The organism is Streptomyces lincolnensis (assembly GCF_001685355.1).
GTDB classification, from domain to species: Bacteria; Actinomycetota; Actinomycetes; order Streptomycetales; family Streptomycetaceae; genus Streptomyces; species Streptomyces lincolnensis.
The window spans coordinates 5747761-5760945 of the sequence record NZ_CP016438.1 but is presented as its reverse complement, the minus strand read 5'-3'; the positions used below and the strand labels follow the sequence as shown (position 1 = coordinate 5760945).

At 71.3% G+C, this 13185-nt stretch carries 10 protein-coding genes; 2 read left to right on the top strand and 8 right to left on the bottom strand.

The genetic code is table 11. The annotated features are described in order from the left end of the window. Nucleotides 1–34 precede the first annotated feature (34 nt). The 5 genes from SLINC_RS25725 to SLINC_RS25705 all read right to left on the bottom strand — a co-directional run bounded on the left by SLINC_RS25725 (nucleotide 35) and on the right by SLINC_RS25705 (nucleotide 3702). On the bottom strand, nucleotides 35–868 hold the full coding sequence (locus SLINC_RS25725) for an ABC transporter permease (RefSeq protein WP_067437566.1): 834 nt from the start codon (nucleotides 866–868) through the stop codon (nucleotides 35–37). Continuing rightward, nucleotides 865–1704 (bottom strand): ABC transporter ATP-binding protein, encoded by an 840-nt coding sequence (locus SLINC_RS25720; RefSeq protein WP_067437564.1) that lies wholly within the window; start codon nucleotides 1702–1704, stop codon nucleotides 865–867. Before SLINC_RS25720 ends, SLINC_RS25725 begins: the two co-directional genes overlap by 4 nt. A gap of 161 nt (nucleotides 1705–1865) precedes the next feature. Beyond that, the gene (locus SLINC_RS25715) at nucleotides 1866–2636 is read right to left on the bottom strand and encodes a class I SAM-dependent methyltransferase (RefSeq protein ID WP_067437562.1); all 771 of its coding nucleotides are present in this window, start codon (nucleotides 2634–2636) and stop codon (nucleotides 1866–1868) included. Between the two features lie 201 nt (nucleotides 2637–2837). After that, nucleotides 2838–3344, bottom strand: a complete 507-nt coding sequence (locus SLINC_RS25710) for a hypothetical protein (protein WP_067437561.1) — start codon at nucleotides 3342–3344, stop codon at nucleotides 2838–2840. Between the two features lie 43 nt (nucleotides 3345–3387). Further along, nucleotides 3388–3702, bottom strand: a complete 315-nt coding sequence (locus SLINC_RS25705) for an SH3 domain-containing protein (protein ID WP_067437559.1) — start codon at nucleotides 3700–3702, stop codon at nucleotides 3388–3390. A gap of 179 nt (nucleotides 3703–3881) precedes the next feature. On the opposite strand from SLINC_RS25705, the gene SLINC_RS25700 reads away from it, so the two are divergent. After that, entirely contained in the window at nucleotides 3882–5987 is a 2106-nt protein-coding gene (locus SLINC_RS25700) for a serine/threonine-protein kinase (RefSeq protein WP_067437557.1), read from the top strand. Nucleotides 5988–6033: 46 nt separating this feature from the next. Here the strand turns inward: SLINC_RS25700 and ilvD are convergent, their stop codons facing one another. The 3 genes from ilvD to SLINC_RS25685 all read right to left on the bottom strand — a co-directional run bounded on the left by ilvD (nucleotide 6034) and on the right by SLINC_RS25685 (nucleotide 9478). After that, entirely contained in the window at nucleotides 6034–7887 is a 1854-nt protein-coding gene (gene ilvD / locus SLINC_RS25695) for a dihydroxy-acid dehydratase (RefSeq protein ID WP_067437555.1), read from the bottom strand. 149 nt (nucleotides 7888–8036) lie between these two features. Continuing rightward, a complete protein-coding gene (locus tag SLINC_RS25690; RefSeq protein ID WP_067437553.1) occupies nucleotides 8037–8648 on the bottom strand; it encodes a TetR/AcrR family transcriptional regulator in 612 nt (203 codons plus the stop codon). Continuing rightward, nucleotides 8645–9478: a sugar phosphate isomerase/epimerase family protein gene (locus tag SLINC_RS25685; RefSeq protein ID WP_067437552.1), complete on the bottom strand. Its 834-nt coding sequence runs from the start codon at nucleotides 9476–9478 to the stop codon at nucleotides 8645–8647. The genes SLINC_RS25690 and SLINC_RS25685 overlap by 4 nt, the downstream gene beginning before the upstream one ends. Nucleotides 9479–9751: 273 nt before the next feature. On the opposite strand from SLINC_RS25685, the gene SLINC_RS25680 reads away from it, so the two are divergent. Then, the gene (locus SLINC_RS25680; RefSeq protein WP_079164727.1) at nucleotides 9752–13099 is read left to right on the top strand and encodes a GH92 family glycosyl hydrolase; all 3348 of its coding nucleotides are present in this window, start codon (nucleotides 9752–9754) and stop codon (nucleotides 13097–13099) included. Nucleotides 13100–13185 lie beyond the last annotated feature (86 nt).

The following is a 13185-nucleotide window of genomic DNA, read 5'->3' as shown; positions in this document are numbered from 1 at the left end:
TTGTCCGGTGGGCGGGACGTCGGGGCGGCCCCTGTTACACCGTCCGCCTCCGCAGCGTCGCCGCTCCCAGTCCCAGGACCAGGAGCGCGCACCCCGCCACGATCAGCACGTCCCGGACGAAGGTCGCGGTCATGTCGGTGTGCCTGAGCACCTCGTTCATACCGTCTACCGCGTAGGACATGGGCAGGACGTCGGAGATGGCCTCCAGGACAGGGTGCATGGTGTCGCGGGGAGTGAAGAGGCCGCAGAGGAGGAGCTGGGGAAAGATCACGGCCGGCATGAACTGGACCGCCTGGAACTCGGAGGCGGCGAAGGCCGAGACGAACAGGCCGAGGGCGGTGCCGAGCAACGCGTCGAGCAGGGCCACCAACAGCAGGAGCCAGGGGCTGCCGGTGACATCGAGGTCGAGGAACCAGACCGCGAGGCCCGTGGCGAGGGCGGACTGGATGATCGCGAGGATGCCGAAGGCGAGGGCGTAGCCGGCGATGAGGTCGCCCTTGCCGAGGGGCATGGCGAGGAGGCGTTCGAGGGTGCCGGAGGTCCGTTCGCGCAGGGTGGCGATGGAGGTGACCAGGAACATCGTGATCAGGGGGAAGATCCCGAGGAGGGAGGCGCCGATGCTGTCGAAGGTGCGTGGGTTGCCGTCGAAGACGTAGCGCAGCAGGAGCAGCATCACGCAGGGGATCAGGATCATCAGCGCGATGGTTCGCGGGTCGTGACGGAGCTGGCGCAGGACGCGGGCGGCGGTGGCGGCCGTGCGGGACGCGTTCAGGGCGCTGGTGGGGGCGGGCGCGGGAGCGGGAGCCGTACCCGGGGTGTGGCCTCCGCCGGTGTTCGTGCCCTCGTTCGTGTGTGCGCTCGTGCTCATCGTGTCGTCTCCTTCTCCTGTGTGCGGTCGGCCGCGATCGCCTCGTCGACCAGGTGCAGGAAGGCCGCCTCGACCGTGTCGGTGTGCGTACGGGTGCGGAGGGCGTCCGGGGTGTCGTCGGCGAGGATGCGGCCCTCGCGCATGAGGAGGAGGCGGTGGCAGCGCTCGGCCTCGTCCATGACGTGGGAGGAGATGAGGAGGGTCGCGCCGCGCCGGGCCGCGATGTCGTGGAAGAGGTTCCACAGGTCGCGGCGCAGGACGGGGTCCAGGCCGACGGTCGGTTCGTCGAGGACCAGGAGTTCGGGGGTGCCGAGGAGGGCGACGGCGAGGGAGACGCGGCTGCGCTGGCCGCCGGAGAGGTTGCCGGCGAGGGCGTCGGCGTGGCTGGTGAGGTCGACGTCGGCGATGGTGCGGGTGACGTCGTGGTGGCGGTGTTCGGAGGCCGCGCGCCCGGGGGCGAGGATCGCGGCGAAGTAGTCGAGGTTCTGGCGGACGGTCAGGTCGTCGTAGACGGAGGGGGCTTGGGTGACGTAGCCGATGCGGGTGCGCAGGGTGGGGTGGCCGGCGGGGCTGCCCAGGACGTCGAGGGTGCCGGTGACCTTGGCCTGGGTGCCGACGATCGCACGCATCAGGGTCGACTTGCCGCAGCCCGACGGGCCGAGGAGGCCGGTGATCTGGCCACGCGGGACGGTGAAATCGAGGGCACGCAGGACTGTGCGGGGGCCTCGGACGACGGTGAGGTCTTCGGCGCGGACGGCCGGCGGCGCGGAAGGGGTGGGAGGGGTGCCGAAGGGGGTGTCGTCGTTCGTCGGTGGACCGGGCGAGTAATTCATCATGCGATGAATACTGCTCTCGGGTCGCGGGGGCGTCAAGCGGGGCGTGCATGGTCGTGCTGGGGTGACCGTGGTGGGGATCTGTTCGAGGGGGTGGGGCCGACGGCGGCGGGCCGGACCGCGCGTGCGCGGTGGCCCCGAGAGGGGTGGGGCCACCGGGGCGGTCAGGCGGGCGTGGCGAGCAGCAGGTCGACCTCGTAGACCTCTTCGACGACCTCGTCGGGGAAGGTCTTGAGGAGGAGGGCGCGCTCGTCGGCGAGGAAGGCGGAGGACGCCTCTTCGCCGTGGACCAGAAAGATCGAGTGGCTGCCGATGTTGGCCAGGTGCGTGTCGAGGGGGACGCTGCGGCTCCACCGGACCCGGCGGCGGGTGAAGGTGAGGCGGCCGGTGGGGTCGACGAGGGCGGAGTGGTCCGTGCCCTCGTTCTGATGGACGGTGCGGTCGCCGCCGAAGCGGTACTGGATGCGGTGGGACTGGGCGGCGATCCACGGCACGTCGAGGGCGTAGGTGTTCCACCACAGGACGAGCGCCCCGCCCGGACGCAGGACCCGGAGGGCCTCCGGGACCGAGCGGACCGGGTCGGTCCAGTGCCAGGCCTGGGCGTAGGTGACGAAGTCGACCGAGTCGGCGGCGAGCGGGAGGTCGTTGCCGTCGCCGCGGATGATCGGGATGCCGGGGTGGGCGCGGCGGAACTGGGCGGCCATGCCGTCGCCGGGTTCCACGGCGAGGACCTCGGCGCCCCGTGCGTGCAGGAGTGCCGTCGCGATACCGGTGCCGGCGCCGACGTCCACGACACGGGCGCCGGCGAGGGGGCGGCCGGTCAGCTCCTCGATCTTCTCGAAGAGGGTGCTCGGGTAGGAGGGGCGGTTGGCGGCGTACTGGGCTGCCGCGGCGTTGAAGGAGTGGGCCCGGGAGGCGTGCGAGGAGGCCGTCATACGGCCATGGTGGCGGGGGTGGGTGTGGAGCGCGGTGAGTTTTCGGTGAGAGCGGGCGGACGCGGGTCTGTCCGGCGGATCATGCCGCGGACGCGGGGTCCGGGACGCTCTCCGCCACAGAGCACCCATCGTCCGCTGACCTGCGCTGATCAGACACCGTTCGTTCCTTGTCCGGGGCCTGATCCGCCGGGCAGGCCCCGGCTAGGAGCGGCGGCGCTTCTTGGACGGGTTGCCGGTGCGGCGGGTGGTGCGCTTTCGGTGTTGGGCGAGGGCCGTCTCGTAGTCGTCGCGGTGGAGTTTCTCGCCGGGGGCCTCGGTGAGGCAGCGGAAGAAGTAGGCGAGGAGCGAGCCGACGAAGCCGATGGCCAGCAGGCCGCGGAGGGAGGCCTGGCGGTCGGGGTCCGGGCGTTTGCGGAAACCGTCCCAGGTGTGGCGGAAGGCGAGGGCGCTGCACACCGCGAACATCACGACGACCAGGAGCGTGACGAAGCTGCCGGTGTCGGCGATCCGGAGGCCCTCGAAGGCGAAGCGGAGGACGAGGCAGGAGATGGCGGCGGCCGCGAGGGAGCCGACGGCTGCCGCGACTCGGCGGAGGGCGTAGCCGTCGTCGTGGTTCACCCAGGTGGTGCCGAAGAAGCGCAGGGGCTCGGGGCGGGGGCCGCTCTCGGAGCCCGCGGGGGTGTTCTGGGTGCCGGATTCGTCGCTCACGCGTCGATTATGGCTCCGCAGGGACCGCGGGCTCCGGGTGGGTTCAGCCGCAGCGGGACGCCACGTAGCCGTCGCTGCCGGTGTGGACGTAGGCGTCCGAGACGAACTCGCCGTTGCTGATGTTGTCCCAGATGTTGGTGGTGCCGTAGGTGCCGGAGACCCAGGTGCCCGGGCTCTGGCAGTAGATCGGGACCCTGGACCCGCCGGGCAGGCTGCGGACGATGCCGTAGCCGGTACCGGGGCCGCTGCGGACGTTGAGACGGACTCCCGGAGCGGTGGTGTAGTAGCGCAGGGCCGCGGCTGTCGTGACGAGTTCTTCCCCGCCGCCCTCGATCTCCTCGACATGCTCAACAGACATGAATGCCTCCCCCGTTCGTCCCATGACTGCCATGGGATGCCGTTGATTCCCCCGAATCACGACATGAACACATGTACGCAACTCGCACGCGGAGACTAGCAAGCCGCCTCTGTCTCGTACGAGTCATCGACTAGGCTCCGTGCGTCGCGCGCGCGGACGAACAGCACGGGGGTGGTTCCATGGCGCCACAGCGGGACACGGGAGCGGGCGCGGAGGCGGAACGTCCCGATTACGCCGGTCACTACCGCCTGGAGTCGTCTCTCGGGTCCGGCGGGATGGGCGTCGTCCATATCGCCCGGAGCACCTCGGGGATGAAGCTCGCGGTGAAGATCGTCCATGCCGAGTTCGCCCGGGACCCCGAGTTCCGGGGGCGTTTCCGGCAGGAGGTGGCCGCGGCGCGGCGGGTGAGCGGGGCCTTCACGGCGTCCGTGGTCGACGCCGACCCCGAGGCCGACCGGCCGTGGATGGCCACGTTGTTCATCCCCGGGCCGACGCTGTCCGACCATGTGAAGCAGAACGGGCCGATGCCCTCGTCCCAGTTGCGCCGGCTGATGGCGGGACTGGCCGAGGCGTTGCGCGACATTCATCGGGTCGGAGTGGTCCACCGGGATCTCAAGCCGAGCAATGTGCTGCTCGCCGAGGACGGTCCGAAGGTCATCGACTTCGGTATCTCCCGGCCGAAGGACAGCGAACTGCGCACCGAGACGGGGAAGTTGATCGGGACTCCGCCCTTCATGGCACCCGAGCAGTTCCGTCGGCCGCGCGAGGTGGGCCCGGCCGCCGACATCTTCGCGCTCGGGTCGGTGCTGGTGCACGCGGCCACGGGGCGGGGGCCGTTCGATTCGGACAGCCCGTACGTGGTCGCCTACCAGGTCGTTCACGACGAGCCGGACCTGACGGGCGTACCGGAGAATCTCGCGCCGCTGATCGCGCGGTGTCTGGCGAAGGAGCCCGAGGACCGGCCGACGCCGGACGAGTTGATGCGGGAACTGCGTTCGGTGGCGGCTTCGTACGACACGCAGGCCTTCATACCGGCGCAGCGGACGAGTGCCGAGGAGCCCCCTGAGCCGCAGGAACCTCCGGAGGCGGGGCCCGAGCCGAAGCCCCTGGCCCGGAGGAGAGGTATCCGCGGGCGCGCGGCGCTCGTGGCCGGAGCCGTCGCCGTCCTCGCCTGCGGTGTGCTCGCCTCGGTCCAGCTGATCGGCCAGGACCCCGCCCCTGGTCAGGACACCACGGCGGGCACGGCACCGGCGGCGTTCAGCGCGTGGGAGGCGAAGCCCGCGCCCGAGACCGGTGGGGTGCCGCAATGCGCCTACGGGGCGGGCCGGGTGCTGTGCGCGCAGGCCGGCCTCGTCTACGCCCTCGCCCCGGCCGACGGGACCGTGCTGTGGCGGCACTCCGTGTCCGAGGAGATACCCGGCGGTCCGCCGGTCGTGTCCGGCGGTCTCGTGCAGACCTCCGCGAACGGCGGCCGCCGTCTGGAGGCGCTCGACCCCGCCTCGGGCAAGCAGGTCTGGAAGCGGAGCCCGTCCGGTTCCGGATCGGTGCGCTACGCCGGCGGGACGATTCTGCTGACGGGGGCGGACGGCACGGTCACGGGCGTGGACGGCGCGTCGGGCGAGACGCGGTGGGAGCGCCGTATGCCGGGCGTCGGGTCCTTCGTGTCGTTCGCCGGGGATCCGCTGGCCTATGCGACGAGGGCGTCGGACGACGGTTCGAGCACCCGGGTCACCGCGGTCGACCCGGGCACGGGTGACGTGCGGTGGGAAGCCCGGCTGGAGGGCATGCTGAGACCCGTCGCCGCCAAGGGCGGATCCTTGGTCTTCCTCTCCTCCGACTGGGCCACGGGAAACACCGACGCCGTGGTCCGCCACACCCCCGGAACGAAGTCGACGACCCGCGTCGCCCTGCCCGTCCCGCGCCAGGACGCCATCGCCGGGGTGCGGGGGAACGTGGTGTACGTGCTGGCCACGGGTGGTTCGCTGGAAGCCGTCGACCTGGACACGCGACAGCGGATCTGGCACCTGGAGACGTCCGTGAGCCGCGGATCCGCACCGGTCCCGGACGGTGAGCGGGTGTTCGTCACCGCTCCCGACGGGCGGCTGCTGGCGGTCGACGCCGGCAGCGGGCGGCTCCTCGGGCAGACTCCGCCGCGGCTCGCCGCCGACACGGACCGGGTCGTGGCGACGCTGCCCACCCCGGTGCTGGTGGACGGTCACGTCTACGCCGCCGCCCCCGACGGCACCGTCTTCGCCGTGGACGCGCGCGACCCCGCCAAGTGGTGACACGGGAGAGGGGCCGCCTCCGAGGAGGCGGCCCCCGCCCGGAGGGTCAGCCCAGCTTGGAGACATCCCGCACGGCGCCCTTGTCGGCGCTGGTGGCCATCGCCGCGTAGGCGCGCAGGGCCGCGGAGACCTTGCGCTCGCGGTTCTTCGGGGCGTACACGCCGTTCAGCGCCTGCTCGCGGCGGGCCAGCTCGGCGTCGTCCACGAGGAGCTCGATGGTGCGGTTCGGGATGTCGATGCGGATGCGGTCGCCGTCCTCCACGAGCGCGATGGTGCCGCCCGAGGCCGCCTCGGGGGAGGCGTGGCCGATGGACAGGCCCGAGGTGCCGCCGGAGAAGCGGCCGTCCGTGATCAATGCGCAGGTCTTGCCCAGGCCGCGGCCCTTGAGGAAGGACGTCGGGTAGAGCATCTCCTGCATGCCGGGGCCGCCCTTGGGGCCCTCGTAGCGGATGACGACGACGTCGCCGTGGGTGATCTGTTTGTTGAGGATCTTCTCGACGGCCTCCTCCTGCGACTCGCAGACGACCGCGGGGCCCTCGAAGGTCCAGATCGACTCGTCGACGCCGGCCGTCTTGACCACGCAGCCGTCGACCGCGAGGTTGCCCTTGAGGACGGCCAGGCCGCCGTCCTTGGAGTAGGCGTGCTCGGCGCAGCGGATGCAGCCGCCCTCGGCGTCGTCGTCCAGGGCCTCCCAGCGCTCGGACTGGGAGAATGCCTCGGCGGAGCGGACGCAGCCCGGGGCCGCGTGCCACAGCTCGACGGCCTCGGGGGACGGCGAGCCGCCGCGGACGTCCCAGGTCTTGAGCCAGTCGGCCAGGGACGGGCTGTGGACGGAGTTCACGTCCTCGTTCAGCAGGCCGGCGCGGTGCAGCTCGCCCAGGAGGGCGGGGATGCCGCCGGCGCGGTGCACGTCCTCCATGTAGTACGTGCGGTCCTTGGCGACGTTCGGCGCGACCTTGGCGAGGCAGGGCACGCGGCGCGAGACCTCGTTGATCTCCTCCAGGCCGAAGGGGACGCCCGCCTCCTGGGCCGCGGCCAGCAGGTGCAGGATCGTGTTGGTGGAGCCGCCCATCGCGATGTCGAGGGCCATCGCGTTCTCGAAGGCCGCGACGGAGGCGATGGCGCGCGGCAGGACCGTCTCGTCGTCCTGCTCGTAGTAGCGGCGGGTGACGTCCATGACCGTCCGCGCGGCCGCCTGGTAGAGCCCCTTGCGGGCCGTGTGCGTGGCCAGCACCGAGCCGTTGCCCGGCAGCGAGAGGCCGATGGCCTCGGTCAGGCAGTTCATCGAGTTGGCGGTGAACATGCCGGAACACGAGCCGCAGGTCGGGCAGGCGTTCTCCTCGATACGGAGGATGTCCTCGTCGGAGATCTTGTCGTTGACCGCGTCGGAGATCGCGTCGACCAGGTCGAGCGTGCGGACGGTGCCGTCGACCAGGGTGGCGCGGCCGGACTCCATCGGGCCGCCGGAGACGAAGACCGTCGGGATGTTCAGACGCAGGGCCGCGTTCAGCATGCCCGGGGTGATCTTGTCGCAGTTGGAGATGCAGATCAGGGCGTCGGCGCAGTGGGCCTCGACCATGTACTCCACCGAGTCCGCGATGAGGTCGCGGGAGGGCAGCGAGTACAGCATGCCGCCGTGGCCCATCGCGATGCCGTCGTCCACGGCGATGGTGTTGAACTCGCGCGGGATGCCGCCGGCCTCGACGATCGCCTCGCTGACGATCCGGCCGACGGGCTGGAGGTGGGTGTGGCCGGGGACGAACTCGGTGAAGCTGTTGGCGACCGCGATGATCGGCTTGCGGCCGATGTCCGCGCCGGGTACACCGGAGGCGCGCATCAGGGCGCGTGCGCCCGCCATGTTGCGGCCGTGGGTGACTGTGCGGGACCTCAGCTCGGGCATCGTCGCTCGCTCCTTCAGACAGATCTGACTGCTACTGAGCGTACGCCCGGGGTCTGACACCGCGGACCCCGTGTCCGCATCGCGGGATGAACGTCTCATCAAAGGGCGGCAAAGAGCGGCGCCGGGCGGCAGCGGACGGCGAGGCTCGGTCAGGGGTTCGTCAGATGCCCCTGCACCACCGGCGCCACCCGCGCGATGATCTCCTCCAGGTCTGCCGAGGCCACCGGTTCGATCTTGATGACGTAGCGCATCATCGCGACCCCGACGAGCTGCGCGGCCGCCAGTTCGGCGCGCAGCTCGGCGTCCGGGGCGTCGAGTTCCCCGGCGATGCGGCGCAGCAGCTGGGTGGAGATCAGGCGGCGGAAGACGGCGGCCGCGGCCTCGTTGTTCACCGCCGAGCGGACGATCGCGAGCAGCGGCTTGCGGGTCACCGGGTTCTCCCAGAGCCCGAAGATGGTGCGGGTCATGCGCTCGCCGGCCTTGTCGAGAGGGCCTTCGAGGACCGCGTCGCGCACTTTCACGGCCGGGGCGAAGGCGACCTCGACGGCCGCCTCGAAGACCTGGTCCTTGGTGCCGAAGTAGTGGTGGACGAGCGCCGCGTCCACCCCGGCGGCCTTGGCGATGGCGCGCACGGACGTCTTCTCGAAGCCGCTCTCGGAGAACTGCTGGCGGGCCGCGTCCAGGATGCGGTCGCGGGTGCCGACCGCGTCCGATTCGGTACGCCGGGGCCGGCCCCGCTTGCGGGCCGTGGCGTCGGTCACGGCCGGCGCACCTGCGCCGTCGACGCCGCCGAGGCCAGATGGAGGCGGGTGAAGGCCAGGGCCTCGGCGAGGTCGGCCTCGCGTTCGGCGGCCGACATCGCGCGGCGGGTGTTGACCTCGATGACGACATGGCCGTCGAAGCCGCCGAGGGCGAGCCGTTCCAGCAGCTCGGCGCAGGGCTGGCTGCCGCGGCCGGGGACGAGGTGCTCGTCCTTGCCGGAGCCCTTGCCGTCGGCGAGGTGGACGTGGCCGAGGCGGTCTCCCATGCGGTCGATCATCTGGATCGCGTCGGAGCGGGCCGTGGCCGTGTGACTGAGGTCGATCGTGAAGTGACGGTAGTCCTCCTTCGTCACGTCCCAGTCGGGGGCGTAGGCGAGCATCTCGCGGTCACGGTAACGCCAGGGGTACATGTTCTCGACGGCGAACCGTACGTCCGTCTCGTCGGCCATGCGCCAGATCCCGCTGACGAAGTCGCGCGCGTACTGGCGCTGCCAGCGGAACGGCGGGTGCACGACGACGGTGCTCGCACCGAGCTTCTCGGCGGCGGCCTGGGCGCGCTGGAGCTTGACCCAGGGGTCGGTGGACCACACGCGCTGCGTGATGAGCAGGCACGGGGCGTGCACCGCGAGGATCGGGATCCGGTGGTAGTCGCTCAGTCTGCGCAGGGCTTCGATGTCCTGGCTGACCGGGTCGGTCCACACCATCACCTCGACACCGTCGTATCCGAGGCGGGCGGCGATCTCGAAGGCCGTCGCGGTCGACTCCGGGTACACGGACGCCGTCGACAGGGCGACCTTCGCATCCGGGATGCGTACGACGGGCTCTGCCATGGGGGACAGATTACGGGGTGCGGTCGGGTGGGTGCGGGGCTCCTCTTCGCCGTTGTGGGGTTCGCCATAGGCGGGCGCGGAGTTGTTCGTGGTTTGTCCACGGCGGCTCTTCACCGGACACACAGAAAACGGCAGGTCCACGGTGAAACAGGGGGTATCGGGTGGAACTTGATGTCGATCACGCCTCTTTGTCCGCAAGGCCGATTGACTGCCCCATGACGTACGGGTCGAAACGCACCCGTAACGGCGTTCAACGAAAGGCGTTTCGCCTCCATGCACCCCCCACGCTTCGCCGTCTCGCGCCCGCGCGCGAGACGTCCTCTCGCCGTCGCGCTGGCCCTCGGGGCCACCCTCTGCGCGTCCGTGCCCGCCCAGGCCGTCGCCGAGACCCCCACGGCCACCACCACCGCCGACCTCGCCCGGTACGTGAACCCCTTCGCCGGCACCAAGCCCGGCGGCCCCGACTTCGGTACCGGCGGCGGCGCGGGCAACACGTTCCCGGGCGCCGTCGCCCCGTTCGGGATGGTCCAGTGGAGCCCGGACACCGACCGTTCCCAGCCCGGCGGTTACTTCTACGACGACGACAAGATCCGCGGCTTCAGCCTGACCCACCTCTCCGGCGCCGGCTGCTACGGCGCCCAGGACCTGCCCTTCATGCCGTACTCCGGGCAGGTCACCTCCTCCCCCGCCACCGACCCCGACCACTACCTGGACGGCTTCTCGCACGACGACGAGAAGGCCTCCCCGGGCTCCTACGGCGTCACGCTCGCCTCCGGCACGAAGGTCGAACTGGCCGCCACCCAGCGCTCGGGCGCCGGACGGTTCACCTACCCGGAGGGCGACAGGGCCGCCTCGCTGCTGGTGAACGTCTCCGGGTCGATCGGCGGCGCCAACGACGCGCAGGCCGACATCAGCGAGGACCGCCGCACGATCAGCGGCTATGTGGCGAGCGGCAAGTTCTGCGGCGGCATCAACCGCTACCGCGTCTACTTCTCGGCGACCTTCGACCGCCCCTTCGCCTCCGTCGGCACCTGGCACAACGACGCCGTCACCCCGGGCGACGAGAGCGTGCGCGGCACCGCGCGCGCCAAGGTCGACATGGATACGGCGGACAAGGCGACCGACGCGACGGGGACGGCCGAGCCCGACGCCCCGACGGGCGACACGGGCGGCGAGAAGGTCGAGAACAAGTCCGTCAGCGTCTCCGGACCCGGCTCCGGCGCCTACGTCACGTTCGACACCGCCAAGGACCGCTCGGTCGGCGTCAGGGTCGGACTGTCGTACGTCAGCGCCGAGGGCGCCGCCGCCAACGCGAGGGCCGAGCAGGGCTCCGCCGGCTTCGACACCGTGGCCGCACGCGCGCGTGCCGCGTGGAACGAGCGGCTGAACCAGGTCGCCGTCGAGGGCGGCACCGACGCTGAGCGGACCACCTTCTACACGGCTCTGTACCACTCGCTGATCCAGCCGAACGTCTTCAGCGACGTCGACGGCCGGTACGTCGGCTTCGACGGGCGCACGCACAGAACGGCCGCCGGGCACACCCAGTACGCCAACTTCTCCGGCTGGGACATCTACCGCTCCGAAGTGCAGCTGTTGGCGCTGCTCGCGCCCGATGTGGCCGGCGACATCGCGCAGTCGATGTACCACCAGGCCCACCAGGCGGGCGACGTGTGGGACCGCTGGTCGGTGAACAACGACTTCAACGGCGTCATGAACGGCGACCCCTACCACTCGATCCTGGCGAGCGTGTACGCCTTCGGGGCCACCGGTTTCGACGCCGAGGGCGCACTGGCCTCCATGGTGAAGGGCGCGACGACCGTCCAGAAATCCAACGCGCGCTATGTGGAGCGGTACGGCCTCGCCGACTACCAGAAGCTCGGCTACCTCCCGGGCGACCCGTCCACGACCCTTGAGTACACGACCGCCGACTTCGGCATCGCGCAGCTCGCGGGGCGGCTCGGGGACACCTCCACGCGGACCGGGTTCATGAAGCGGGCGCAGAACTGGCAGAACATGTTCAACCCCGCCAACGACTCCCTCCAGCCGCGCCTGCGCGACGGCTCCTTCCTGACGCCGTACGACCCGGCCGACTCCAGTTGGTGGATGGAGGGCAACGGCGCCCAGTACCAGTGGATGGTGCCGTACGACCTCGCCGGGCTCTTCGGCGCGGTGGGCGGTGACCGGGCCGCCGTGAAGCGGCTGGACACCTACTTCACCAAGCTGAACGCCGGCCCGCACGAGCCGTACGCCTTCCTGGGCAACGAGCCGTCCCTGAACGCCCCGTACGCGTACGCCTACGCGGGCGCCCCGTACCGCACCCAGGACGTCGTACGGCGCTCCCTGAACACCCTCTACGGGCCCGGTCCCGACGGCCTGGTGGGCAACGACGACCTGGGCACGATGTCCGCCTGGTACGTGTGGGGCGCGCTGGGGATGTTCCCGCAGGTGCCCGGCCGGGCCGAACTGGTGCTGGCGAGCCCGCTGTTCCCGAAGATCACCATCCACCGGGACAACGGCAGGACGATCACCGTGAACGCGCCGGGCGCGTCCGCGGACACGTACTACGTCCAGTCGCTGAAGGTGAACGGCTCGGCGAGCGGGCGTGCCTGGCTGCCGGAGTCCTTCGTCGCCGACGGGGGCACCTTGGACTACACGCTGGGCACCGCGGCGAACACGTCCTGGGGCAGTGCGGCGGGTGACGCGCCGCCGTCGTTCCGGGAGGGCGAGCGGCCGTACTTCACCGGCGTGACGCCCGCACGCGTACGCGTGCAGCCCGGCGACACCTCCGGGAAGGTGACCGTCGGCGTGCGGTCACTGCGGGACGCGGACAGCACTCTGCGGTGGTCCGCCGCGCCGCCGGGGGGGCTGACGGTCACTCCGGCGGGGGGCGAGGTCGCCGTGCCCGGGGTGGGCGGCGGTGACGGTACCGCCTCGTTCACGGTGACGGCCGCGGAGGGCTCGGCCGGGTTCTTCACGGTTCCCGTGTCCCTGAAGGACTCCTCGGGCGCGGTCGTCGCGAAGGCGTCCGTCGCCGTCACCGTCGCCCCGCGCGGGAGCGTGGCGTGGTACCTCGACAACAACGGGGTCTCCGCGGACGACAATGATCCGAGCGGTGACTTCGACGGGGGTGGCGGCAGCTACTCGGCGAAGGCCCTGGCCGATCAGAAGCTCACGCCCGGTGCGACGGTGGACGCCGGGGGCTTCTCGTTCACCTGGCCGAAGGTGGGGCCCGGGGCCCCGGACAACATCGTCGTCGGCGGTGGTGAGCAGGTCCTCGACGTGCCCGGCGGGGCCACGAAGCTCGCGATTCTGGGGAGTGCGAGCAACGGCCCGAGCACGGGCACGCTCACGCTGACGTTCACCGACGGGAGCACGCAGCAGGCGACGGTCGGGTTCAGTGACTGGACGCTGGGCGGGGGCGCGCAGAAGCCGTCGTACGGGAACGTGGTGGCCGCTCGTACCGCGTACCGGCTGTACTCCGGGAGTACGGACGATGTGGACACCTATGTGTTCGCCACCGCGCCGATCGCCGTGCCGGCGGGGAAGCGGCTGGCGAGCGTGACGCTGCCTTCGAGTACGAGCGGTGGACGGATGCACGTGTTCGGGCTCGCCACCGCCTGAGCGCCGGCCGGGTCCGCCGTGAGCGGGCGCGCGAGCTGCGGCTCGTCGCGCCCGCGCGGCGGAGCCGCACATCGATACGGCCGCGC

Excerpts from the sequence above, each read along its gene's own strand:
- SLINC_RS25725 (WP_067437566.1), bottom strand. The coding sequence starts at position 868 with ATGAGCACGAGCGCACACACGAACGAGGGCACGAACACCGGCGGAGGC.
- SLINC_RS25720 (WP_067437564.1), bottom strand. The coding sequence starts at position 1,704 with ATGATGAATTACTCGCCCGGTCCACCGACGAACGACGACACCCCCTTC.
- SLINC_RS25715 (WP_067437562.1), bottom strand. The coding sequence starts at position 2,636 with ATGACGGCCTCCTCGCACGCCTCCCGGGCCCACTCCTTCAACGCCGCG.
- SLINC_RS25705 (WP_067437559.1), bottom strand. The coding sequence starts at position 3,702 with ATGTCTGTTGAGCATGTCGAGGAGATCGAGGGCGGCGGGGAAGAACTC.
- SLINC_RS25700 (WP_067437557.1), top strand. The coding sequence starts at position 3,882 with ATGGCGCCACAGCGGGACACGGGAGCGGGCGCGGAGGCGGAACGTCCC.
- ilvD (WP_067437555.1), bottom strand. The coding sequence starts at position 7,887 with ATGCCCGAGCTGAGGTCCCGCACAGTCACCCACGGCCGCAACATGGCG.
- SLINC_RS25685 (WP_067437552.1), bottom strand. The coding sequence starts at position 9,478 with ATGGCAGAGCCCGTCGTACGCATCCCGGATGCGAAGGTCGCCCTGTCG.
- SLINC_RS25680 (WP_079164727.1), top strand. The coding sequence starts at position 9,752 with ATGCACCCCCCACGCTTCGCCGTCTCGCGCCCGCGCGCGAGACGTCCT.